Raw genomic sequence first — 23,332 nt, forward strand, 5'->3', positions numbered from 1 at the left:
GAATGGGAGCCGAGATTTAGGGCGCCAAGCGGGCCGTTGCAAAGACAGCCGAAGGCCCGGCTTCGCAATCCCGGCGCCGGACTGTCCTTTAGTCGATCCCGATTCCGCGGGCGCCGCTTTGCGTTAGCGGGCGAGGAGGGCCGAAGGCCGCTCGACCGGCGCGCGGCCGAGATGCGGGGCAAAGCCCGAGGCCAAAGCTTCCTTCACCTGCTGAAGCCAGGCCTCCGCCTTGATCGCCCGGTTGGTGGCCAGTACCGCCGCGGCATTGGCGCGATGCGTCTCGTCGCGGGCTTCCTTCAGCTCGGCCTGCAGCCCCTGGCATTCGTCGAGCATCGCCTTCTTCTGGATCTCGATCTGGGTCTTCAGGGATTCGACCTCGGCATCCTTCTGCCAGAGCACGCCGCTCGCATTGCCGATCATCTCCAGCATGCCCGACCATTCCACCGCCTTTTCAGGCTCGTCCGGCAGGCTGGGCAGAGAGGCCATGACCTCCCGGTCGAAGCTGTCGGGAATGGTGACGGTGATGTCTTGCCGGGTCTGCCACTGGTCCACTTCGACGGCACGCAGGTAGGTCTTTTCCATCGGATCCTCCGATCTCATCCATGGCGATTCAGACTTTCTTAACCCGCGAGGCTGCCCGGAACCTGTCCTCTTGGCTCGGTCATCGAGGCTTGCACGCCCCGCTGCCCGCTCGCATAAGGGCGCGACCCTCCTGCCGCTGGAAGCCCCGCATGTTTTCGATCGCCACCTGGAACATCAATTCCGTTCGCTTGCGGCTGCCGCTGGTCGAGCGCTTCCTCGGCTCGCACCGGCCCGACGTGCTCTGCCTGCAGGAGATCAAGTGCCAGGAGGACCAGTTCCCGCTGACGGCGCTGCAGGCGCTCGGCTACGAGCACATCGCGATGCACGGCCAGAAGGGCTATCACGGCGTGGCGACGCTCTCGCTGCGGCCGCTGGTCGACGTGACCCGCCAGGATTTCTGCGCCATCGGCGACGCCCGGCACCTGTCGGTGCGCATGGACGTTGGCGGTCGGCAGCTCAGGGTGCACAATTTTTACGTCCCGGCCGGCGGCGACGAGCCTGACCGGACGGTCAACCCGAAGTTCGGCCACAAGCTCGACTTCATCGACGAGATGCGCCGCACCAGCGCCATGGCCGAGCCGGGCGTCTCGTCGATCCTCGTCGGCGATCTCAACATCGCGCCGTTCGAGACCGATGTCTGGTCGCACAAGCAACTCCTGAAGATCGTCTCGCACACGCCGGTCGAGACGGAAGGGCTGCTGCGGGTGATGACCGACGGCCACTGGGTTGACCTGATGCGGGCGCAGGTGCCGATCGAGGAGAAGCTCTACACTTGGTGGAGCTACCGCGCGAAGGACTGGCTGGCGGCCGACCGCGGCCGGCGCCTCGACCACGTCTGGGGCTCGGCCGACCTCGCGCCGCTCCTGAAGGGCCTCGAGATCCTCAAGGATGCCCGCGGCTGGGATCGGCCGTCGGACCATGTGCCGGTGGTCGTCAGCCTCGACCTCTGAGGCGAAGTACCGTTCGGGCAATGGTCCGAAATGCCATAACGGTTTGCGGAAGGCCTGTTGGCTCATGCGGGTGCATCTTAGGACCCCGCGCGCACGGCGCCGGTCAGTCGGTGAAGCGATGCTCCAGCGCGGTGATGTCGTGCATCATCCGCGTGAGCTGGTCGGCGATCCGCTCGTGCAGGACCAGAGCAAGGTCGGGATATTCCTCGAGCATCCGCCGGAACAGCGTGCGCGGGATGCGGATGAGGTCGCAGGTGCCATCCGCAAAGGCCGTGGCGGCGCGGCGGGTCTCGGTGATCAAAGCGAGTTCGCCGAGAAGGGCGCCCGGACCGAAGCCTGCCACCGGCACTTCCGCGCCCGGCGGTCCGGCCTTCAGCGTGATCTCGCCGCTGACGATGACAAAACCCTCGTCGGCCCGCGCGGCCACGCGGAAAAGCGTCTCGCCGGACTTCAGCCGCCGGTGTTCCGCCCCGAAGGCCAGCAGCCGCAGCTGATCTGCCGTCAGATCGGCAAACAGCGGGACTTGCCTCAGCACCGCGATGTCGCTTTCAAGGCTCATCCGGCGCTGATCACTCCCGTCCCACCTGCCGCCACGCCCGGCGCGGCCTCTGACATCCTCACTCTATAACGATGCAAATTGCTTAGGAAAACTGCGTTCCCAGCTCATCAACACAACATGCGGGCGGAAGGCGGCGCGGCGACGAAACACCGACACTGCCCGGCCGCCGGTTCACGGCATCAGCTTGTAGCCGCCCGACTCCGTGACGATCAGACGGGCGTTCGATGGATCCGGCTCGATCTTCTGCCGGAGCCGGTACACATGCGTCTCCAGCGTATGGGTGGTGACGCCGGAATTATAGCCCCAGACTTCCTCGAGCAGGATGTCGCGGGTGATGACCTTGCGGTCGGCGCGGTAGAGATAGCGGATGATCGCCGTCTCCTTCTCGGTCAGCCTGATCTTGCCGCCGCGATCATCGAGTAGCACTTTCTGGCTCGGCTTGAAGATGTAGGGGCCGACCTGGAAGGTCGCATCCTCGCTCTGCTCATGCTGGCGCAGCTGGGCGCGGATGCGGGCGAGCAGCACTGCAAAGCGGAAGGGCTTGGTGACGTAGTCATTGGCGCCCGCCTCAAGGCCGAGGATGGTATCGGAATCGGTATCCTGGCCGGTGAGGATGATGATCGGCGCCTTGAAGCCGGACTTGCGCAGCACCTTCACCGCCTCGCGACCGTCCATGTCGGGCAGGCCGACATCCATGCAGACGAGGTCGATCAGCCCCGCGCGGGCGGCGGCGATGCCCTTGGCGGCGGTCGGTTCCTGCAGGACGGTGAACTCCTCATGCAGCGACAGCTGCTCGGCGAGGGTCTGCCTCAGGTCGTCGTCGTCGTCGACGATCAGGATGCTGCGTGCGGTCATGAATGGCCTTCGCTCGGTTTCGGTTTCCGTCCTGTTGCGGGTGACCGCATCGTGACGGTAACAATTCGTGACATCAGATAGGGTTCAACTCGGCGACGTCATGCAAAAAAACACCGGTTGCACCGATATCCGCGTCCGCCGCTCGTCGCTCGACCCACGCCGGGGCATCCTCGCGGCCGGGCCCTTGCGGCTCCCCTGTGCGCTTGGCCGCTCGGGAACGACGGTGTTCAAGCGCGAGGGCGATGGTGCGACCCCCGTCGCGACGATGGCGCTGCTCAGCTGCTATGTCCGCTCCGGCCGGCTCTCCGGCGTCCGCCCGGCTCTGCCGACGCTCCGCAGCCGCCCCGACAGCGGCTGGTGCGACGCTCCGACGCATCCGGCCTATAACCGGCCGGTTCGCTTGCCGTTTCCCGCGAGCACCGAGACGCTCCAGCGCGCCGACAGGCTCTACGATCTGGTCGTCGTGCTGGACTGGAACATCACCCAGCGCCAGCGCGGCAAGGGCAGCGCGATCTTCCTGCACATCGCCCGCGCGGGCTACGCGCCGACGGAAGGGTGCGTCGCGGTGTCTCCGGCCGACATGCGGCGCCTGGCGCCGTTCCTGCGCCGCGGGGTCCGGCTGACGGTTTTGCGCTGACCGCCAATGGAACGGCTCCAAACAGAGCCCGTTGGTCTGCAAATGCCGGCGGCCATGCCGCCCTTGCGGAGATGTTTTGATGGAACGCGCCGAAATCACCAACAATCCGGTTATCTCCGCCTACGACAAGCCCTCTGGCGGCTGGGGCTCGCTGAAGTCGGTGCTCGAAAAGACCCATGCCGAGGGGCTTTCGATCGGCACAATGACGGAGATGCTGCGAAAGCAGAACAAGGCGGACGGGTTCGCGTGCGTCTCCTGCTCCTGGGCCAAGCCCGAGAAGCCACATTTGGCCGAGTTCTGCGAGAACGGCGCCAAGGCGACGGTCTGGGAGGTGACGTCGAAGCGCTGCGACCGCGCCTTCTTCGCCAAGCACCGCGTCAGCGAGCTGCGCAACTGGACCGACCACGACCTCGAGAAGCAAGGCCGCCTGACGACGCCGATGCGCTACGACGCCTCGCTCGACCAGTACATCCCGGTGAAATGGGCCGACGCCTTCCGCGAGATCGGAGCCGAGCTGCAGCAGATGGAGCCGGACAGCGTCGTCTTCTACGCCTCGGGCCGCGCATCGCTCGAGACGTCCTACATGTGGCAATTGATGGCCCGCATTTACGGCACTTCCAACCTGCCGGACTCCTCCAACATGTGCCATGAATCGACGTCGGTCGGCCTGCCGAAGTCGATCGGCTCGCCGGTCGGGACGGTGCAACTCGAGGACTTCGAACTCTGCGACATGATGTTCTTCTTCGGCCACAACACCGGCACCAACGCCCCGCGGCTTCTCCACCAGGTGCACGATGCCCGCCAGCGCGGCGTACCGGTGGTGACGTTCAATCCGCTGCACGAGCGCGGCCTGATGCGCTTCAAGGATCCGCAGTCGCCGACGGAAATGCTGTCGGGCGGCGACGGCGTCAAGATGTCGAGCGATTACTACCAGGTGCGGCCAGGCGGCGACATGGCGGCGATGACCGGCATCGCCAAGGGTGTCCTGGCGCTCGACGACGCGGCGCAAGGCGCCGGAAAGCCGCGCGTCCTCGACGTGGCCTTCATCGAGGAACACGGCCACGGCTTTTCCGAGTTCGAGGCTTTTGTCCGCGCCACCGGCTGGGACGAGATCGTCCGCTGCTCCGGCATCCCGCAGGAAGAGCTCGAGCACGTCGCGCGCCAGTACTCCATGGCGAAGGCCGTCATCGCCAATTACGGCATGGGGCTGACTCAGCACCGTCACGGCACCGAGAACGTGCAGATGCTCTGCAATCTCCTCTTGATGCGCGGCAATATCGGCAAGCCCGGCGCCGGCATCTCGCCGATCCGCGGCCATTCCAACGTGCAGGGACAGCGCACCGTCGGCATCTCTGAGAAGCCGGAGCTGGTGCCGCTCGACAAGCTTGCCGAGCTCTACCATTTCGAGCCGCCGCGCACGAAGGGGCTGGATACCGTCGCCTCGTGCAAGGGCATCCTCGACGGCAGCGTGCGCGGCTTCGTCGCGCTCGGCGGTAATTTCTCCCGCGCGGCACCGGAGACGGTGCTGCTCGAGGACGGCTGGCGCAAGCTGCGGCTGTCGGTGCAGATCTCGACCAAGCTCAACCGCAACCATCTGCTGCCGGGGGAGGTGACCTACATCCTGCCGTGCCTTGGGCGGCTGGAGAAGGACGTGCAGGCATCCGGCGAGCAGCATGTCTCGGTCGAGGATTCCACCGCCTGCATCCACGGCTCCATCGGCTGGAGCGCGCCGGCCTCGCCCGAGCTCCTGTCGGAACCGAAGATCGTCGCCGAGATCGCCAAGGCGACTGTCGGCGGCCGCTCCAGCGTGCCGTGGGACGAGTGGGTCGGCGACTATTCCAAGATCCGCGACGCCATCGAGAAGACCTATCCGAAGGATTTCACCGGCTTCAACGCCCGCTTCCTGCAGCCCGGCGGGTTCCACCGCGACATCGAGGCATGCAACCGGGTGTGGAAGACCGAGACGAAGAAGGCGAACTTCCTCGTCCCGAACGGGCTCGACGTGAACCCGGACATCCATGTCGACGGCAAGACGATCCTCAGCCTGATGACCGTCCGCTCCAACGATCAGTTCAACACCACGGTCTACGGCTATGACGACCGGTTGCGCGGCATCAGCGGCACCCGCATGGTGCTGTTGATGAACGCCGAGGACATGCAGCGGCTGGGATTGAAGGACGACGACCGCGTCGACTGCGCGACGCATGCCGACGACGGCGTCGACCGCCGCGTTCTGGATCTGCGCGTGCACGCCTTCGCCGTGCCGAAAGGCGCGATCGCCGGCTATTACCCCGAGCTCAACCCGCTGCTGCCGCTCTGGCACCATGCGGAAGAAGCCCATGTGCCGGCGGCGAAATCGATCCCGGTCGAGATCATCAAGCGCGGCAGTTTTGTCGCGGCGGCTTGAGGCAGCGAGGGATTCGTAAGGCCGATGCAGCGCGCGGTGCCGCGTTGGCGGAAGGTCAGCCTTTCGGCTGCCACCGCCAGACGGTGCTGCGCTTTACCTCGGCGTCTTCGAGCGCCCTGGTGACCGGGACCTCGTAGGTCGCCAATCGGGTCAATTTCTCGACTGGGAGGTAAGCTCTCCCAGGATCGCCGACGAGGACGGTCTTGCCGGCGGCCGCGAGCGCGTCGAACCAGGGAATGATCGCGTCCGCCATCGCCCTGTCGAAGAAGACGTCGCCGGCGAGCAGCACGTCCGCTTCCACGACGGCGTCGACGAGATCGTCGATGACGACGGCGAGATCCACCTTGTTCAGGTCGGCATTGAGGAGGATGGCCTCGCGGCAAAAAGGGTCGATGTCGGCGGCTGTCACGGCGTCAGCACCCGCCTTGGCGGCGGCGATGGCGACGAGGCCCGAGCCGGACGCGAAATCCAGCACGGTCCGGCCGCGGATCTTTTCGGGGTGATCGAGCACGTAGCGGGCGAGCGCTTGTCCGCCGGCCCAGGCGAAGGCCCAGTAGGGCGGTGGCAAGCCGATCGCTTCCAGTTCACTCTCCGTCCGCAGCCAAAGATCGTGCGCCTCCGTTGCAAGGCGAAGGGCGATTTCAGGAACGTGCGGCGGACGGACGACGTCGGTATTGTCGAGGATGAAGGCGCGGGCTCGCCCGGGCGTTAGGCGCCCGGGCATTGGTTCGGCGGCGGGCGGCGTCACGCCGGCCCTGCCGGGGTCAGCCTTCCTTGAGGCGCTTGCTGCGGCCCTGTAGTTCGTCGATCATCTTCGACGCGTCGCCCTTGGTGAGCTTGTCGTTGAAGGTCTCGCCGGTCTCTTCGCAGAGGGTCTTGAGGTAGGAGCCCTGGGCGCCGGTCATCGGCTCGTCGCCAGTGGTCCAGTCGTCCGGGTCCTTCTCGGTATTGGACTGGCCGGTATCGGTCTTGGCATCGCTCATAGGAACACTCCATGGGTTGTGTGTTCTTGCAATGTTCCGAGCGACCCGAGGGTTCCATGCTCAGCCGAGCGCCTTTTTGAGATCGACGCCGCCCATCTCGCAGAGGGTCCTGAACTCCTCCTCCGTCACTGGCTGCACCGAGAGGCGGGAATTAGTGGCGAGCACCATGTCCTTCAGCCGCGGATCGGCCTTGATCACGTCGAGCCCGACCGGCTTCGGCACATCGGTCACGGCGACGAGGTCGACGCATTCCCAAGTCGGGTTGTCGGCGGTGGAATCGACATGGATCTCGTTGAGCACCGCGACGATGCCGACGATCTCCTTCCCGTCATTGGAATGGTAGAAGAAGCCGCGCTCGCCTTTCTTCATCGTCCGCATGAAGTTGCGCGCCTGGTAGTTGCGCACGCCGTCCCATTCCTGGCCTTTGGCGCCGGCCTTCTTCTGCATGTCCCAGGACCATTTCACCGGCTCGGACTTGAACAGCCAGAATGCCACGGCTCAGGCTTCCGGGTTCTTGACGGTCCAGTTCCAGCGGCGGACCGCAGTCGACGCGAAGACGCCGGCCTTGGCATAGGGGTCGCCTGCGGCGATCGTCCGGGCGCCCTCGGCATTCTCGGCATCGACCACCAGCATCGAGCCGACCGGCTTGTCGTCCTCGCCGAGGAAGGGACCGGCGAGCTTCAGCGTGTCGCCAAGGCCGGTGAGGAATTCGAGATGCGCGGGGCGGTTTTCGAGGCGCAGCGGCAGCGCGCCGGGCTTGTCCTCGCAGAAGATGGCGAACAGCATGGAAATCCTTTCAGGGCGAATGGTGGCGGCAAACTAGCCGGCGGCCGGGCGGAATCAACCCACTTCGCGCTTCAGCGGCCGGGCGAGGAGGTCGCGGACGGCGGTCTCCACCGTCATCGACCCGCTGAGGATGGCGGCGACGGTGAAGATGATCGGCGCGTCGATGCCGCGCTCCTCGGCGAGGCGGGCGGCGATCCCCGCGGAGTGGACGCCCTCGGCGAGCTTCAGGCCCGTGAGGTCGTCGCCGCGGCCGAGCGCCGCGCCATAGGCGAAGTTTCTGGACTGGCTGCCGGAGCAGGTGAGGACGAGGTCGCCGAGGCCGGAAAGACCCATGAGCGTCTCCGGCCGGGCGCCGAGCGCCTCGCCGAGCCGGCGTAGCTCGACGAAGCCGCGGGTGACGATGGCCGCGCCCGCCGAGGCCCCGAGCCCGTTGCCGGCTACCATGCCGGCGGCGATGGCGAGGATGTTCTTCAAGGCGCCGCCGGCCTCGACGCCGAGCACGTCGGTCGCGGCATAGCCGCGGAACGTCTCGGTCGACAGGCGGCGCGCGAGGTCGTCGGCGAGCGCCGGGTCGGTGGCGGCGATGGTGACGGCGGTCGGCAGGCCGCGGGCGACGTCAGCGGCAAAGCTCGGCCCTGACAGGACACCGAGGGTCTCGGCCGGCAGGTGACGCGCGAGAACGGCGGAGGCGAACGCGCCGGTCGCCCGCTCGATACCCTTCGCGCAGAGCACCACCGGCGTGCCGGGGCCGAGATGGCGCGCAAGGTCCGGCCCGATTGCGCCGAGGTTCTGGGCGGGGACGACGACGAGCACGAGGTCGGCGCCTCCCAGCGCTTCGCCGAGATCGGCGATGACGGCAAGGGTGTCGGGAAGCGCGATGCCGGGGAGGTAGGCCTCGTTGCGGCCGGTCTTGCAAATCTCCGCGACGGTGGCGGGGTCGCGGGCGTAGAGCACGGTCGGCCGGCCGGCGCGGGCCTCGAGGGCGGCGAGCGCCGTGCCCCAGGCGCCACCGCCGAGGACGGCGATCCGGGGGCTCACGCCTTGGCCCCGCGGCGGCCGAAGCCGATCAACGGCACCGCCTCGCCGTCGAGCGGCCAGCGCGAGCGCACGGGGGCCGCCATGTCGTCGAGAATGCCGGCCTCGAAGCGCTCGAGCCCGGCATAGGCGATCATTGCGGCATTGTCGCCGCAGAGCCTCAGCGGCGGCGCGACGAGGCGCACGCCCGCCTTCTCGGCAGTACGCTCCAGCGTCGCGCGGATTTCGGCATTGGCCGCCACACCGCCGGCGACGGCAAGGACCGGATCGGCGAGCGCCGGAAACTCATCGCGGAAGCGGGCAAGGGCCCGGCCGACGCGGTCGGCGACGCTCTCGGCGGCGGCGCGCTGGAAACCGGCACAGAGGTCGGCGACATCCTGTTCGGCGAGCGGCATCGCGGCTTGAGCGGCCTGGCGGACGGCGGTCTTCAGGCCGGAGAAGGAAAAGTCGAGCCGCTTCTCGCCGCGCATCGGCCGCGGCAAGGCGAAGCGCTTCGGGTCGCCTCGTGCGGCCATCGTCTCGACATGCGGGCCGCCAGGATTGGGCAGGCCGAGCAGTTTCGCCGTCTTGTCGAAGGCCTCGCCCAGCGCATCATCGATCGTCGTGCCCCAGCGCGCGTAGTCGCCGAGGCCCCGCACCAGGAGGATCTGCGTGTGGCCGCCGGAGACCAGCAGCATCAGATAGGGATAGGCGACGCCATCGGTCAGCCGCGGCGTCAGCGCGTGGCCTTCGAGGTGGTTGACGCCGATGAAGGCGTGGCCGCTGGCGGCGGCGAGCGCCTTGCCGGTCATCGCGCCGACGATCAGCCCGCCGATCAGGCCGGGGCCGAGCGTCGCGGCGACGGCGGAAAGGTCCGCCAGCGCGACATCGGCGTCGGCAAGGGCAGCTGCGACGATGCCGTCGATCGCCTCGACATGGGCGCGGGCGGCGATCTCCGGCACCACGCCGCCGAAGGCCGCGTGCTCCTCGACCTGGCTCAAGACGACGTTCGACAGGATGACGGGCGCGCCCGCCGCATCGCGGCCGACGACGCTCGCGGCGGTCTCGTCGCAGCTGGTCTCGATGCCGAGGATGAGGGATGTCGGTCGCAAGGGCACGTCGTCTCCGGTCCTCCCGCCAGCGCGGGGTGCGCCATCCCTTTGTTCACGAAGGCGGCGGCTCGCGCCTTCCATCGCCCCGACCGCATCGAAATGTCAAAGGTGGCGGCAGAAAAACCACGGCGCGTTGCCCCCGGGGCCGGCGATCCCTTATGACAGTTGGACGGTCAGATCGGACGAGACAGGGGAACGAGATGAGCAAAGTCCGGATCGGCACGCGCGGCAGCCAGCTGGCGTTGGCCCAGGCAAGCGAAGTGCGGGCGCGGCTGATGGTGGCGCACGGGCTCGCCGAGGAGGATTTCGAAATCTCGGTGATCTCGACCTCCGGCGACCGCATCCTCGACCGGCCGCTGTCGGAGGTCGGCGGCAAGGGCTTGTTCACCAAGGAGATCGAGGAGGCGCTGCTGGACGGCCGGATCGATCTCGCGGTGCATTCCTCCAAGGACATGGCCACCGCTATCCCCGCCGGCCTCTACATTTCCGCCTTCCTGCCGCGCGAGGATGTACGCGACGCCTTCATCGGCCGCACCGCGCCGACCATCGCGGAACTGCCTGAGGGCGCCGTCGTCGGCTCGGCTTCGCTCCGCCGGCAGGCGCTCCTGAAGCGGCTGCGGCCGGATCTCTCGGTGGTGATCCTGCGCGGCAACGTGCAGACCCGGCTGCGCAAGCTCGAGGCCGGCGAGGTCGACGCGACGCTGCTGGCGCTCGCCGGCCTCAACCGCATGGGCATGGGCGGCGCCGTCACCGAACTGCTCGACGCCACCGCCTTTCCGCCCGCGCCCGGTCAAGGCGCGATCTGCATCGAGAGCCGGATCGGCGACGGCGACGTCGACCGGCTGGTCCAGGCGATCGGCGACCCCGACACCACCATCGCGCTGACCGCCGAGCGCGCCTTCCTCGCCGAGCTCGACGGTTCCTGCCGCACGCCGATCGCCGCCCATGCGACGGTGTCCGCGGGACGGCTGGCCTTGCACGGCATGATCCTGACGCCGGATGGCGGGCAGATGCACGAGGGCAAGACCGACGGCATGCCTGCCGATGCGGCAGCGCTCGGGGAGGCGCTGGCCCGCCGGCTCCTCGACGCCGCAGGCCCCGGCTTCTTCGACGGCTGGGGCGCGGGCGTCTAGGCCATGGCGCGGGTGCTGGTGCTGCGGGCCGCCGCGGAAGCTGCGTCGACCAGCGCGGCGCTCGCCGCGCGCGGTCACGTGCCGCTGCTGCTGCCGCTGCAGGCGATCGAGACGCTGGAGACGCCGCTGCCGGCCGGTCGCTTTGCCGCGCTGCTGGTGACCAGTGCCAATGCGGTGCCGGCGCTTCAGCGCCAGCCGCGGCTGAAAGCGCTGCCGGTGCTGGCGGTAGGGGCGCGGACCGGCGCGGCGCTGAGCGGAGCGGGCTTTGCCGATGTCACCGTCGGCGATGGCGACGGCGCAGCGCTGGCCGATTCCGCCCGGCCGCTGGCGGCGCGCGCCGGCCTGCCGCTGCTCTATGCTGCCGGAAGGGTTCGCACGTCCGGCCTCGAAGACCGCTTGACCGCGCTCGGCATGTCCTTTCTGGTGGTCGAGACCTATGACACAAAGCCGCTGCATCCGGACCTTAATGAGATCGCAACGGTCCTTGCGGGAAAAGCGCCGGACATCGTCCTCGTGCTGTCGGTCGGTCAGGCGGAGGGCTATGCCGGGCTCGTCCGCGACCAGCCGGAGTGCTTTCGGCCGCCGCCGCGGCTGCTCTGCCTTTCCGCCCGGATCGCGCGTGCGTTGCCGGTGGAACTGCAAGGCACTGCGGAGATTTCTGCCACGTCGAGCCTTCCGGCGCTGTTCGAACGTGATCTCTAACCTAACTTGCCATCGGTGCTTGCGCCGGGGCGGGAACTGGCCAACGAATGAACCTGGAGCTTTTGCTCCGCTCGTCCGCCAGTTGCCTGCCTAGATTGGAAAACGGAGTCTCTTTCGATGAGCAATCCTCCGCGCCGTGCGCGGCCGAAGAAGCCGGCCCAGACGATCGATCTCGAGGCGAGGGTCCTGCCGGCGGTCGGCTATCCCGGCCCGGTCTCGGCGGACACCGCCCCTGACGGCGCTGCGACCTATGACGACGGGGGCGTGGCGCCCGAAGCGTCCGCTGCGGCGCCCACCGACGGCGACGCGATGACTGAGAACCTTGCCGTTCTCGGCGATGGCGGCGAGACCGCCGATGGCACCACCCCGGCCGTGTCGGAAAAGTCTGCGGCCGAAAGCTTTGCTGAGGAGGAGAGCCTTCGCGGCACGCCGCACCGGACGGAGTTCGACGAGACCATTCTCGCTGCGGCCGAGCCCGACTTCGTCAACCATGCCGACGGCACGGAGCCGCCGGTCGGCCCGCCGCCGCCGTCGCATGATTATACCAAGACCTCTTCGCTGCCGGAGTCCAAGGGCAGCGTCGGCTCGTCCTTCGGTTCCGCGCTGCTCGGCGCCGCGCTGGCGCTCGCCGGTGCGGGCCTCCTGCAATATGCCGGCGTGCTGCCGAGCGTCGGCCAGACCCCGGTCGATCCCAACACCGGCCAGTACGCCCGTACCGGCGACGTGCAGCAGGTGACGACCGACGTCACTGCCATCAAGGCCGAGGTCGAGCAGCTTCGCTCAGCGCAGGCCGCCGGCGGGACCGGCGCCGGTGCGTCGCAGTCCGACCTCGTCGCGCTGACCGACAGGGTAACCGCGATTGAACAGCGTGGCGAGGCCCGTGCGGCCACCTCCACCGTCAACGGCGAGGCAGCTTCCGCAGCCCAGCAGACCGCCGATGGCGCAAGGGAAGCGGCGGAAGCCGCCAAGGCTGCCGCGGAAGCGGTGCGCCAGGCTGCCCAGCAGGCGAGCGAGGTCGCCGGCGAGTCGAAGACCACCGCGGAAGGCGCCCGCCAGATCGCCGAGACCGCGCAGCTGGCCGCCCAGACGGCTCAGCAAGCGGCAGCGACCGCTCAGCAGGCCGCCAGCGCCGCCCAGAGCAGCGCCAATACCGGCACCGAGAGCATCAACGCCTTCGACAAGCGCCTCGCGGCGATCGAATCGGGCAACAAGCAGGCCGCCGTCGCCATCGCGGCCGCAAGCCTGAAGGCCGCGATCGACCGCGGCGGGCCTTTCATGGGCGAGCTCGAGGCCTTCGCCGGTGCTGCCGGCGCACAGCCCGCCATCGAGACGCTGCGCGGCTTCGCGGCCGAGGGCGTGCCGTCGGCGCAGTCGCTGGCCGTCGCCTGGCCGGACGTCGAATCCCAGCTGATGGACGCCCTCAACCCGGCCGATCCCGATGCCTCCGTCAGCGACCAGCTGCTGTCCGGCCTTGGCGGTCTGATCACGGCACGGCCGAGCGGTGCGCCGTCGGCGGGCGCGACCGGCCCGGAGGCGACCGTCGCACGGATGGCGGACGCGATCGCCAATGGCCAGTTCCAGGCCTGGATCGACGCCTGGGAAACGCTGCCGCAGGCGGCCAAGGATGTCAGCCGGGACTATCAGACGCGCGTCTTGGCGCGAGCGCAGACGGAAGCGATCGTCGGCGAGACCTTGGGAAATGCAGTCAAGGCGGCTACGCCCGCTGGAACGGCCGGGTGAGGAACTGACATGCTGCGCATTCTCGCCTTTTTCCTTCTCGTTCTCGCGCTGGCACTCGGCTTCGGCTGGCTGCAGGACCATCCCGGCGAAATCTCGCTGATCTGGCCGGGCGTGCTGCCGGCCGGACGCGACAACGTCTCGCTCGGCGTCACCACCTTCATCGTCATCGAGCTGGTGCTGATCGCGCTGGTCTGTCTGGTGCTTTGGCTCCTGACCGGCTTCCTGAAGGCACCGAAGCGCCTCGGGCGGTTCTTCGGCACGCGGCGCCGCGACAAGGGCTACAGCGCCCTGTCGGCGGGCATCGTCGCCGCCGGTGCCGGCGACGCCGTGCTGGCACGGCGGATGACCAAGCGCAGCGAGAAGTTCCTCGCCAACCGCCGCGAGCCGCTGGTGCGCTTCCTCGATGCGCAGACGGCGATGATCGAGGGCGACCACGCCCGCGCCCGTTCGGCCTTCGAGACCATGGAGAAAGAGCCGGAGACCCGGCTGCTGGCCTTGCGCGGCCTGTTCCTCGAGGCCGAGCGCCTCGGCGACGACGCCGCGGCGCGCGGCTATGCCGAACGCGCCGTGCGCATCGCGCCGCACGTTCCTTGGGCCGGCGGCGCCGTGCTCGAGGCGAAATCCATCGAGGGCGATTTCGAGGGCGCGCTGGCGATCCTCGAGGCACAGAAGAACGCCCGTCTGATCGAGCGCAAGGAATCGACGCGTCTGCGCGCCGTCCTGCTTACCGCCCAGGCAATGGCGATCGCCGACCGCGATCCGGCCGGCTCGAAGCTTGCGGCGCTCGAGGCTCAGAAGCTCGCGCCCGACCTGACGCCGGCGGCGATCACCGCGGCGCGGGCGCTGTTCCGCCTCGGCGACGTCAAGCGCGGCAGCAAGGTCCTGGAAAAGGCGTGGACCGAGGAGCCGCATCCGGACATTGCCGTCGCCTACGTCCAGGCCCGTCCCGGCGACAGCGCCACCGACCGTTTGAAGCGGGCGAAGACGCTGCAGCAGCTGCGCCCCAACCATGTCGAGTCCTCGCTCGTCGTCGCCCAGGCGGCGCTCGATTGCCGCGATTTCACGCTGGCCCGTGAAGAGGCGATGGCCGCGAGCCGCATGGTCCAGCGCGAAGGCGTCTATCTCCTTCTCGCCGATATCGAAGAGGCCGAGACCGGGTCGGAAGGCCGCGTGCGGGAATGGCTCGGCCGCGCCATCCGCGCGCCGCGCGACCCCGCCTGGACGGCCGATGGCTTCGTCTCCGAACACTGGGCGCCGGTCTCGCCGGTCACCGGGCGGCTCGATGCCTTCCGTTGGAAGGTGCCGGCCCAGCGCATCGGCCAGGACGGCGCGGTGATCGAGACCGACGCAGAGCCCATGCTGCTCGACGAGGCGCCGGCGCAAGGTCCGGCATCGTCGATGCTCGCCGACCGGACCGCGACGACCGAGATGCCGCCGATGAGCAGCACGGCGGCTAACGCCGGCATCACGCCCGTCGGCACGACGGTGCCAGGTGCGTCGTCGGAGCATGGGGTGGACGAGGCCTTGCCGGCCTCGGACGCTGCCAACGCCAACCGTGCGCCCGGCGAGACGCCGGCCGAGCAGAAGTTCAAGCTGTTCTGAGCCATGCAAACTTGGCGCTGGTAGAAGCGCTGCGCCGCTGTAGACAGGTGAGGGATGGCCTTGCGACAGGCGGCCTCCGGCCGGTGATGAGGATAGGGAAATGTTCGAGGCGTTTCGCGACTTTCTGAAGTCGATCGGAAGCGACCACGGTGGCATCGGCGGCATGGCCGGCGATGATCCGCGGGTCGCGGCGGCAGCCCTTCTCTTCCACGTTGGCGAATCCGATGGCACCATCACGGAGGCCGAGCTGTCGCGGCTGAAGGAGCTGCTTGCCGCGGAGTTTGGCCTCGACGAGAACGAGACGCTGCGTGTGCTAGAAGCCGGCCGCGAGGCGGATCAGGATGCCGTTGATCTCTTCCGTTTCACCAATGTCCTGATGAAGACGCTGGACGAGGCGCGGCGGGTTCACTTCATCGAGCTGCTCTGGGAGATCACCTATGCCGACGGCGAGGTGCATGAGCTCGAGGACAATACGATCTGGCGCGTGGCGGAGCTCCTCGGCGTCTCGACCCGCGACCGCATGCTGATGAAGCGCCAGGCGGCGGCGCACAGCGGGGTTGCGGACTGACGGCATGGCCGAGTTTTTGATGCGCGATACCGAGACCTCGGGCGGCAGCGATGCGGCGAGGGAGCCCCGCCGCTACCGCCTGGACGGCGCCGCGGACGAGCGGCCGGTGCTGGTGGTGCTGCATCAGGAGACGTCGACGCCCGGCCGTGTTGGTCAGGTTCTGTCCGCGCACGGCATCCGCCTCGACATCCGCCGCCCGGTGATCGGCGACCGTCTGCCGGAGAGCCTCGACGACCACCGCGGCGCCATCGTGTTCGGCGGGCCGCCGAGCGCCAATGATGCCGAGCCGCATTTGCGCCAGGAGATCGACTGGATCGACGTACCGCTGCGCGAGAACCGGCCCTTCCTCGGCATCTGCCTCGGCGCTCAGATGCTATCGAAGCATCTCGGCGGCACCGTCGCGCCGCATCCCGATGGCCTGGTCGAGGTCGGCTACTACCCCCTCCAGTCGACCACCGAAGGCCGCATGCTGCTGCCGCACTGGCCGGACATGGTCTACCAGTGGCACCGCGAGGGGTTCGACCTGCCACGTTCGGCGACGCTGCTCGCCACCGGCGAGCGCTTCCGCAACCAGGCCTTCCGCTATGGTGACCATGCCTATGGCGTCCAGTTCCACGCCGAGCTGACGCTCGCCATGCTCTACCGCTGGACGACGCACGGGCACGAGCGCACGCTTCTGCCCGGCGCGCAGCTACGGCGCGCGCATTTCGACGGGCGGGCGATCTACGATGCGCCGGTGAAGCGCTGGCTCGAACAGTTCCTCGGTTGCATTTTTGGAGTGCCGGCGAAGGACTGACGGGCGCTGCTTCGGTGCCGGCCCTACACGCGTACTGCATGGCCCGCGGGTATGGTTCAGACGCGTTCCTGCAAATCCTTGGCCTTGCGCAGGCCCGGAAATAGCGCCGCCCAGACGGCCGCCACGCCGACCGTCGCAACGCCGCCCAGCACCACCGCCGGCACCGCGCCGATCCAGAAGGCCATCAGGCCGGCGCGGAATTCGCCGAGTTCGTTCGAGGCACCGACGAACACCATGTTGACGGCGCTCACCCGCCCGCGCACCTCGTCCGGCGTCCAGAGCTGCAGCAAGGTCTCGCGGATGTAGACGCTGATCATGTCGGCCGAGCCCATCAGCGCCAGCGCCAGAATCGACAGCCAGGGTGCGGTCGACAGGCCGAACAGCATGGTGAAGACGCCGAAGAGCGCGACGAAGACGAACATCACGACGCCCGCATTGTTTTGGACGGGATGGCGCGTGAGGTAGAGCACGGTGAGGATCGCCCCGATGCCGGGCGCGGCGCGCAGCATGCCGAGGCCCCAGGGGCCGACCTCGAGCACGTCGCGGGCATAGATCGGCATCAGCGCCACCGCGCCGCCGAGCAGCACGGCGAAGAGATCGAGGGAGATCGCGCCGAGCACCACCTTCTCGTGCCAGATGTAGCGAAAGCCGGCGACGATGGTCGAGAGCGTCGCCGGTTCGCTGGCGGGGCGCGCCGCCAGGCGCCGCATCGACAGGACGAGCCCGCTGGCGAGGAGGAACAGTACCAGCGCGACGCTGTAGGCGACATGCGGAGAGAAGCCGTAGAGCAGGCCGCCGGCGACGGGCCCGACGATCGAGGCGATCTGCCAGGCCGAGGAATTCCAGGCGATGGCGCTCGGCAGTTCGGCCCGCGAGACGATGTTGACCACCAGCGCCTGGCTGGACGGCCCGAAGAACGCCCGGGCGATGCCGAAGACCACGAGCACCGCGAACACCGGCAGCGGCGAGGAGAGGCCCTCATAGGTCATCGCCAGCAGGGCGAGCGCGCCGAGCGCCTCGACGCCGATCGCAAGGCCCATGATCATCCGCCGGCTGTAGCGATCGGCCACCGCGCCGGTGACGAGCACGAGAAGCAGCGCCGGCAGGAACTGGCAGAGCCCGACGAGGCCGAGATCCAGCGGGTTGCGGGTGAGATCGTAGATCTGCCAGCCGACCGAGACGGCGACGATCTGCACCGCGAAGGATGCGGCGAGCCGGGACAGCCAGTAGCGCAGATATTGCCCGTTGCGGAAAGCGCCGAACCTGTCCTCCGCCACCCGAACGGTTTCGGCCAGGGGCGTCTCGTCTTCGATGATCACTGTGCTGATGCCATTTATTGCGGACGCCGAGCCCTAGCCGGGTTCGCACTGGGATACCAGTGCAGCTCTGCCACTGTGCGTTTGCGTCTGGTAATGCTGCAGCCTTGCCGTGTCGGGACAGACCGCAGGGAGCGGCGGTGCACTGGCTGTTCCGCCGGCTTTCCCTAAATAACTGCCTACGACCTTCGCCGTGCATCGGAGCATCCTCGCCCGATAGCGTCAGCCGTCATGGGCCGCGAAAGATCCGGAGTCCCAAAATGCCCGACAACGACCTGAAACCGCGTACCGTCACCAAGGAAAAGGTCGAGCGCCCGCGCCTCTACAAGGTCATTCTCCTCAACGACGACTACACGCCGCGCGAGTTCGTCGTCCGCGTCCTCAAGGGCGAGTTCCGGCTCAGCGACGACGAAGCGAGCAAGGTGATGATCACCGCCCACCAGAAGGGCAGCTGCGTCGTCTCGGTCTATCCGCAGGACGTCGCCGAGACGAAGGCCTCGCAGGCCAGCGAGGCTGGAAAGGCCGCCGGCTTTCCGCTGATGTTCCTCGCCGAGCCGGAGGAGTAGCGGCAACGAGAGTGCAGCATTTGTACGATGCCGTGCAAAGCGTAATGTCCTTACGACTCATTGTCGCGGAAGCCCCTGTCGTGACGCCTTTTCTGGCACGGCGTTCCCGGAGTTCGCGCGGCGTTCCCTCGCCATACTGGTATTGACGCGGGAATTCCTGAGCCGGCCAACAACCTGAGGTGAAACCGATCATCCGTGCCGATCTTCCTTCTGCCTAACCGGAAGGGAGAATGAGATGGTCACCACAGTCGGTACCGAAGACAGCTTCGAGAAGCTCGTGCAGAACCTCCTGATCCTCGAGCACGACGCGATCGCAGCCTATGAGAGCACGCTTTCACGGCTCGACAGCGAGGTCGCCAAGACCAAGATCGCCGAGTTCAAGCGCGATCATGACGAGCATGTCGCCGAGCTCACGAGGATGGCCGCGAGCCTTGGCGTGGCCGCGCCGACGGAAGGCGACCTGAAGGAATACCTGACGACCGGCAAGGTGGCGCTCGCTGCCATTATCGGCGACGGGGCCATCCTGAAGGCCATGTCGACGAACGAGATCGAGACCAAGATGGCCTATGATCACGCGTCGAAAAACGCTGTCGCCTCGACCGAGGCGCAGACCTATTTCCGCAAGGCTTTTGCCGACGAGTCCCGCCACAAGGACTGGATGGACGCCAACGCCTGACCGCTTGCATTCGATAAGCCCCGCGAGCCCTGCTCGCGGGGCATTCGTGTGTCTGGCTGGCTACTGAGATAGCGGAATGGGATGTCGATCGCCCTTGACCATACGTGACGCCGCGTCGGGTGGTCGGTGTCGTCCGGAATCGTCAGGAAAGCTTCGCGCAGGTTGGCAGGCCCAGCATGCTGGCCTGACGTTGCGGGAGGTGGTGATGGACGACAATCGCAGACGGGAAGGGGCGAGGGCCTTCAACCGCGGCATGGAGCGCGACCAGTGTCCGCACGCGCCGGGGACCCCTGCCTTTCGCAGCTGGGTCGAAGGCTGGAAGCAGCAGAAGGCCGAGTTCCAGCTGCGGCTGGAATACGAGCGCAGCGCGGTGAGGTTCGCCCGAGCCGGCTAGGCCCGCTGCCGCAGCGCCTCGGGCTGCCCTTCCGGCCAAGGCCGGACACGGCGCTCCGCCACATGAAACTTCCATGACGAAACTGAGCGCCGGCTGAGTGGGTCCGTTGTCAAAGTGACATCGCGTCTTGCTAACAGGCCGCAGGGATCGGCGACTTCTCTTGCCATTGGGCAGGCCGGTCCGTCCGACCGACTGAAAGCGCCCGGCCATCATGAAAATCGTCCAGATCACCGACACCCATCTCAGCCCGTCCAAGCCGCATTTCAACCGGAACTGGGCGCCGCTGGCGGAGTGGATCCAGTCCGTCCAGCCCGATCTCGTCATCCACACCGGGGATCTCTCGGTCGACGGCGCGGATCACGCGGCCGACCTCACCTTCTCGATGGACCTGATGCGCCAGCTCTCCGCGCCGGTGCTGGTCCTGCCGGGCAACCATGACGTCGGCCACCTCGCCGGTTCGCGCCAGTCGGTGGATGCCGCGCGCCTCGCCCGCTGGAACGCCTGCGTCGGCCCCGACCATTTCGCCGAGGACCACGGCGACTGGCGCCTCATCGGCCTCGACGCCCTGCTGTTCGGCCATGGCAGCCAGGAGGAAGCCGCGCATTTCGACTGGCTGGCCGAGACGCTCGCCAGCCGTGCCGGCCGCCGCGTCGCGGTGTTCTCGCACAAGCCGCTGTTCATCGACCGGCCGGGCGAAGGCGATACCGGCTATTGGGGCATCGATCCCGCCAGCCGCCAGCGCCTGCTCGATCTGTTTGCGGGACACGACGTCGCGCTCTTCGCCAGCGGTCATATCCACTGGAGCTGGGCTGGCACGCTCGGCGACATGGCGCTGGTCTGGGCGCCGTCCTCGGCCTTCGTCGTCGACGGGCTGGAGCGCGAGATGCCGGGCGAGCGCATGCTCGGTGCCGTCGTCCACACGCTGGGGGAAAATCTCGTCAGCGAGGTCGTCGCGGTGCCCGGCCTCACCCGCTACGCGATCGACGACGTCATCCACGAGGTCTATCCCTGGGCGCAGCCGAAAGACGTTCCCGAGGCGGCGCAATGACCGCCTTCGCCATCCGCAATATCTGCAAGTCCTTCGGCGGCAACGCCATCCTGAAGGACATTTCCATCACCGCCGAGCCCGGCGAGTTCATCGCCCTCGTCGGCCCGTCCGGTTGCGGCAAGTCGACCTTGCTGCGCATCATCGCCGGGCTTGACCAGGCCGATACCGGGCAGATCTCGATCGGCGGCCGCGACGTCACCGAGGCGGGCCCGGCCGACCGCAACGTCGCCATGGTGTTCCAGTCCTACGCGCTCTACCCGCACCTCACCGCCGGCGAGAACATCGCCGTGCCGCTGGCAATGCGCGACCTCAACACCCGCCAGCGCCTGCCTGTGCTCGGCCGGATGATGCCGGGCACGCGGAAAACCGCGGCCGACATCCAGAGCCGCGTGCGCGAGACGGCGGTGACGCTGCAGATCGAGCATCTCCTCGACCGCAAGCCTGGCCAGATGTCCGGCGGCCAGCGCCAGCGCGTGGCGCTTGCCCGCGCTCTGGTGCGGCGGCCGGCGGTGTTCCTGATGGACGAGCCGCTGTCCAACCTCGACGCGAACCTGCGCGTTCACGCCCGCGGCGAGATCGTCGACCTCCACCGCCGCGCCGGCGTGCCGACGATCTACGTCACCCATGACCAGGCCGAGGCGCTGTCGATGGCCGACCGCGTCGCGGTGATGATCGGTGGCCACCTGCTGCAGCTCGCCTCGCCGCAGGCGATCTACGAGGATCCCGCCCATCTCGACGTCGCCCGCTTCGTCGGCAGCCCGCGGATCAACCTCATTCCCGCCACCGTCGATACCGGCGGCTTCGCCCGCAGCGGCGACGTCGCGCTGATCGGCGTGCGCGGCATGCTGCCGGGCACCGCCATCACCCTCGGCATCCGCCCGGAATTTCTGCGGCTCGGAACGCCGGGCACCAACACCCTCGACGCCGTGGTCGAGCGGCTGGAGTTCTTGGGCTCGGAGGTCCTCGTCTTCGCGCGTCCCGAAGGCGCGACGGAAGCTTCCGTCGCCAAGCTGAGCCCGCTGGAGGCTGCGGGCATCGCGCCCGGCCAGCGCGTCGCGCTCGGCTTCGAGCCTGCCAACGTGCTGATCTTCGCCCCCGACGGCCAGCGCATCCGCCAGACCGCGGCCGCGCGCCGCCCGGAGGCGGCGCATGTCTGAGGCGCTGGTCTTTAACCCCGCCGCCGTCCGGCCGGTCCGCAAGGCCGCCAGCGACGAGCGCAAGGCGCTGCTCCTGGCCTCGCCCGCGCTGATCCTCCTCGGCCTCTTCGTCATCCTGCCGACGATCGCGGTGGTGATCCTCAGCCTCACCGATTTCGAGCTCGGCTATGGCAGCTTCCGCTTCGTCGGCTTCGAGAATTATGCCGAGCTCTGGGGCGACCGCACCTTCCGCACCTCGCTCTCGAACACCGTGGTCTATTCCCTCATCGTCACCCCGGTCTCGATCGCGCTCGGCCTCGGCGTCGCCTTGCTGATCGAGACGGAGACCCGCGGCAAGGCCTTCTTCCGCACCGTCTACTTCCTCCCCGTCGCCTCGCTGCTCGTCGCCATGGCGACGGTCTGGCAGTACCTGCTGCACCCGACCATCGGCCCGGTCAACGCGATGCTCGCGACCATCGGCATCGCCGGACCGAACTGGCTGGGGTCGAGCAGCACGGTGCTGGTGAGCCTTGCCCTCATCGGCATCTGGCAGACCATCGGCTTCAACATGGTGCTGTTCCTTGCCGGCCTCACCGCCATCCCGCGCGATCTCTATGCCGCGGCCGAAGTGGACGGCGCCCGCACCGCCTGGGAGCGGTTCCGGCTTGTCACCTGGCCGATGCTCGGGCCGACGACGCTGTTCGTCGCGACCATCAGCGTCATCAACTCGGTCAAGGTCTTCGAGACGGTGAAGACGCTGACCGAGGGCGGGCCGAACAAGGCCTCCGAGGTGCTGCTGTTCACCATCTACCAGGAGGGCTTTGTCTATCTCCGCGTCGGCTACGCCTCGGCGATGACGGTGATCTTCCTCGCCATCCTGGTCGTCCTGATGATGATCCAGTACCGCGTCCTCGACCGCCGGGTGCACTACACATGATCGCCCGCTCGCTCTCCGCCGGCCGGGCTTTGCGCCTGTCGCTGCTGTCGCTCGGCGCGATCGTCATGCTCGCGCCCTACATCTGGATGGTCTCCGTCGCCGGCAAGTCGCGGGCGGAGATCTTCTCCTCCTCGCTGAACCTCATCCCGGAGACCTGGTCCTACGGCGCCAACATCGCCAAGGCGCTCGGCCGGGTGCCGATGGGGACGCTCCTGTTCAACGGCGTCCTCGTCTGCGGCCTCATCCTGTTCTTCCAGGTCGTGGTGGCGCTGCCCTGCGCCTACGCCATGGCGAAGCTCCGCTTTCGCGGGCTGAAGCCGATGATGGCGCTGGTGATGCTGGGTCTCCTCGTGCCGATCCACGCCACCGCGCTGCCGATCTACCTCGCTTTCGGCGAGCTCTCGATGCTGAACAGCTACACAGCGCTGGTCGCGCCCTTCACCATCTCGGTGTTTGCGATCTTCCTGTTCCTGCAGTTCTTCCGGGCGCTGCCCGACGATTTGATCGACGCTGCGCGGCTCGATGGCATGTCGGAGATCTCGATCCTCCTGCGCGTCGTCGTGCCCAATGCCTGGCCGGCGGTGACCGCCTTTGCGATCTTCTCGGTCGTCGCGCACTGGAACGACCTGTTCTGGCCGCTGATCGTCGTCACCGACGGGCGCTATGCGACCCCGCCGCTCGGCCTCCTGTTCTTCCGCTCGGCCGAGGCCGGCGACGACTACGGCGCGCTGATGGCCGCCACCCTCATCATCACGCTTCCACTCGTCGTCGCTTTCCTGCTCGCGCAGAAGCGCTTCGTCGAAGGCATCACCATGACCGGTCTGAAGGACTGA

Annotated in this window: 26 protein-coding genes; 16 read left to right on the top strand and 10 right to left on the bottom strand. The window is 68.0% G+C overall.

Going from position 1 to position 23,332, the window contains the following annotated elements; genetic code table 11:
* Window positions 1-123: 123 nt before the first annotated feature.
* Window positions 124-582 (bottom strand): hypothetical protein, encoded by a 459-nt coding sequence (locus tag ACZLZY_RS17205; RefSeq protein WP_472935436.1) that lies wholly within the window; start codon window positions 580-582, stop codon window positions 124-126.
* A 149-nt stretch (window positions 583-731) separates the two neighbouring features.
* Between ACZLZY_RS17205 and ACZLZY_RS17210 the strand changes: the two genes are divergently transcribed.
* Window positions 732-1,532 (top strand): exodeoxyribonuclease III, encoded by an 801-nt coding sequence (locus ACZLZY_RS17210; protein WP_472935437.1) that lies wholly within the window; start codon window positions 732-734, stop codon window positions 1,530-1,532.
* A gap of 103 nt (window positions 1,533-1,635) precedes the next feature.
* On the opposite strand, the gene ACZLZY_RS17215 is transcribed toward ACZLZY_RS17210, so the two are convergent.
* The gene (locus tag ACZLZY_RS17215; RefSeq protein WP_472935438.1) at window positions 1,636-2,091 is read right to left on the bottom strand and encodes a Crp/Fnr family transcriptional regulator; all 456 of its coding nucleotides are present in this window, start codon (window positions 2,089-2,091) and stop codon (window positions 1,636-1,638) included.
* Between the two features lie 171 nt (window positions 2,092-2,262).
* A complete protein-coding gene (locus ACZLZY_RS17220; protein WP_472935439.1) occupies window positions 2,263-2,946 on the bottom strand; it encodes a response regulator transcription factor in 684 nt (227 codons plus the stop codon).
* A 100-nt stretch (window positions 2,947-3,046) separates the two neighbouring features.
* Here ACZLZY_RS17220 and ACZLZY_RS17225 point away from each other — a divergent pair, with 100 nt between their 5' ends.
* Window positions 3,047-3,583, top strand: a complete 537-nt coding sequence (locus ACZLZY_RS17225; protein ID WP_472935440.1) for a L,D-transpeptidase family protein — start codon at window positions 3,047-3,049, stop codon at window positions 3,581-3,583.
* Window positions 3,584-3,662: 79 nt separating this feature from the next.
* Complete coding sequence (locus ACZLZY_RS17230; protein ID WP_472935441.1) at window positions 3,663-5,990, top strand: FdhF/YdeP family oxidoreductase; 2,328 nt, start codon at window positions 3,663-3,665, stop codon at window positions 5,988-5,990.
* Between the two features lie 55 nt (window positions 5,991-6,045).
* Here ACZLZY_RS17230 and ACZLZY_RS17235 read toward each other — a convergent pair whose 3' ends face one another.
* From ACZLZY_RS17235 to tsaD, 6 genes are read right to left on the bottom strand one after another with little or no spacing between them, the layout of a single operon-like run.
* Window positions 6,046-6,714 (bottom strand): class I SAM-dependent methyltransferase, encoded by a 669-nt coding sequence (locus ACZLZY_RS17235; protein WP_472935597.1) that lies wholly within the window; start codon window positions 6,712-6,714, stop codon window positions 6,046-6,048.
* Between the two features lie 40 nt (window positions 6,715-6,754).
* A complete protein-coding gene (locus ACZLZY_RS17240; protein WP_472935442.1) occupies window positions 6,755-6,973 on the bottom strand; it encodes a DUF3072 domain-containing protein in 219 nt (72 codons plus the stop codon).
* A gap of 60 nt (window positions 6,974-7,033) precedes the next feature.
* Window positions 7,034-7,468, bottom strand: coding sequence for an EVE domain-containing protein (locus ACZLZY_RS17245; protein WP_472935443.1), 435 nt, complete (start codon window positions 7,466-7,468; stop codon window positions 7,034-7,036).
* Window positions 7,469-7,471: 3 nt separating this feature from the next.
* Window positions 7,472-7,759, bottom strand: coding sequence for a YciI family protein (locus tag ACZLZY_RS17250; protein ID WP_472935444.1), 288 nt, complete (start codon window positions 7,757-7,759; stop codon window positions 7,472-7,474).
* Window positions 7,760-7,813: 54 nt separating this feature from the next.
* Complete coding sequence (locus ACZLZY_RS17255; protein WP_472935445.1) at window positions 7,814-8,797, bottom strand: NAD(P)H-dependent glycerol-3-phosphate dehydrogenase; 984 nt, start codon at window positions 8,795-8,797, stop codon at window positions 7,814-7,816.
* On the bottom strand, window positions 8,794-9,885 hold the full coding sequence (gene tsaD, locus ACZLZY_RS17260) for a tRNA (adenosine(37)-N6)-threonylcarbamoyltransferase complex transferase subunit TsaD (RefSeq protein ID WP_472935598.1): 1,092 nt from the start codon (window positions 9,883-9,885) through the stop codon (window positions 8,794-8,796). Before tsaD ends, ACZLZY_RS17255 begins: the two co-directional genes overlap by 4 nt.
* A gap of 200 nt (window positions 9,886-10,085) precedes the next feature.
* Between tsaD and hemC the strand changes: the two genes are divergently transcribed.
* The 6 genes from hemC (at window position 10,086) to ACZLZY_RS17290 (ending at window position 16,426) form a co-directional block, all read left to right on the top strand.
* Window positions 10,086-11,018 (top strand): hydroxymethylbilane synthase, encoded by a 933-nt coding sequence (gene hemC / locus ACZLZY_RS17265; protein ID WP_472935446.1) that lies wholly within the window; start codon window positions 10,086-10,088, stop codon window positions 11,016-11,018.
* A 3-nt stretch (window positions 11,019-11,021) separates the two neighbouring features.
* Window positions 11,022-11,720, top strand: a complete 699-nt coding sequence (locus ACZLZY_RS17270) for a uroporphyrinogen-III synthase (RefSeq protein WP_472935447.1) — start codon at window positions 11,022-11,024, stop codon at window positions 11,718-11,720.
* Window positions 11,721-11,837: 117 nt separating this feature from the next.
* Window positions 11,838-13,460, top strand: a complete 1,623-nt coding sequence (locus ACZLZY_RS17275) for a COG4223 family protein (protein ID WP_472935448.1) — start codon at window positions 11,838-11,840, stop codon at window positions 13,458-13,460.
* Between the two features lie 9 nt (window positions 13,461-13,469).
* Window positions 13,470-15,062: a heme biosynthesis protein HemY gene (locus ACZLZY_RS17280; protein WP_472935449.1), complete on the top strand. Its 1,593-nt coding sequence runs from the start codon at window positions 13,470-13,472 to the stop codon at window positions 15,060-15,062.
* A gap of 100 nt (window positions 15,063-15,162) precedes the next feature.
* Window positions 15,163-15,630 carry a tellurite resistance TerB family protein gene (locus tag ACZLZY_RS17285; protein ID WP_472935450.1) on the top strand — a complete coding sequence of 156 codons (468 nt, stop codon included), beginning with the start codon at window positions 15,163-15,165 and terminating at the stop codon, window positions 15,628-15,630.
* A gap of 4 nt (window positions 15,631-15,634) precedes the next feature.
* Complete coding sequence (locus tag ACZLZY_RS17290; protein ID WP_472935451.1) at window positions 15,635-16,426, top strand: glutamine amidotransferase; 792 nt, start codon at window positions 15,635-15,637, stop codon at window positions 16,424-16,426.
* Between the two features lie 56 nt (window positions 16,427-16,482).
* Here ACZLZY_RS17290 and ACZLZY_RS17295 read toward each other — a convergent pair whose 3' ends face one another.
* Window positions 16,483-17,721: an MFS transporter gene (locus ACZLZY_RS17295; RefSeq protein ID WP_472935599.1), complete on the bottom strand. Its 1,239-nt coding sequence runs from the start codon at window positions 17,719-17,721 to the stop codon at window positions 16,483-16,485.
* A 281-nt stretch (window positions 17,722-18,002) separates the two neighbouring features.
* On the opposite strand from ACZLZY_RS17295, the gene clpS reads away from it, so the two are divergent.
* The 7 genes from clpS to ACZLZY_RS17330 all read left to right on the top strand — a co-directional run bounded on the left by clpS (window position 18,003) and on the right by ACZLZY_RS17330 (window position 23,332).
* Window positions 18,003-18,308 (top strand): ATP-dependent Clp protease adapter ClpS, encoded by a 306-nt coding sequence (gene clpS / locus ACZLZY_RS17300; RefSeq protein ID WP_472935452.1) that lies wholly within the window; start codon window positions 18,003-18,005, stop codon window positions 18,306-18,308.
* 235 nt (window positions 18,309-18,543) lie between these two features.
* Complete coding sequence (locus ACZLZY_RS17305) at window positions 18,544-18,984, top strand: DUF2383 domain-containing protein (RefSeq protein ID WP_472935453.1); 441 nt, start codon at window positions 18,544-18,546, stop codon at window positions 18,982-18,984.
* 205 nt (window positions 18,985-19,189) lie between these two features.
* The gene (locus ACZLZY_RS17310) at window positions 19,190-19,378 is read left to right on the top strand and encodes an Rmf/CrpP family protein (protein ID WP_472935454.1); all 189 of its coding nucleotides are present in this window, start codon (window positions 19,190-19,192) and stop codon (window positions 19,376-19,378) included.
* A gap of 211 nt (window positions 19,379-19,589) precedes the next feature.
* A complete protein-coding gene (locus ACZLZY_RS17315) occupies window positions 19,590-20,426 on the top strand; it encodes a metallophosphoesterase family protein (RefSeq protein ID WP_472935455.1) in 837 nt (278 codons plus the stop codon).
* Window positions 20,423-21,583 (top strand): ABC transporter ATP-binding protein, encoded by a 1,161-nt coding sequence (locus ACZLZY_RS17320; RefSeq protein WP_472935456.1) that lies wholly within the window; start codon window positions 20,423-20,425, stop codon window positions 21,581-21,583. The genes ACZLZY_RS17315 and ACZLZY_RS17320 overlap by 4 nt, the downstream gene beginning before the upstream one ends.
* Window positions 21,576-22,499, top strand: a complete 924-nt coding sequence (locus tag ACZLZY_RS17325) for a carbohydrate ABC transporter permease (RefSeq protein ID WP_472935457.1) — start codon at window positions 21,576-21,578, stop codon at window positions 22,497-22,499. The genes ACZLZY_RS17320 and ACZLZY_RS17325 overlap by 8 nt, the downstream gene beginning before the upstream one ends.
* A complete protein-coding gene (locus tag ACZLZY_RS17330) occupies window positions 22,496-23,332 on the top strand; it encodes a carbohydrate ABC transporter permease (RefSeq protein WP_472935458.1) in 837 nt (278 codons plus the stop codon). The genes ACZLZY_RS17325 and ACZLZY_RS17330 overlap by 4 nt, the downstream gene beginning before the upstream one ends.

The sequence above is a fragment of the Mesocryomonas lacus genome (assembly GCF_055730135.2).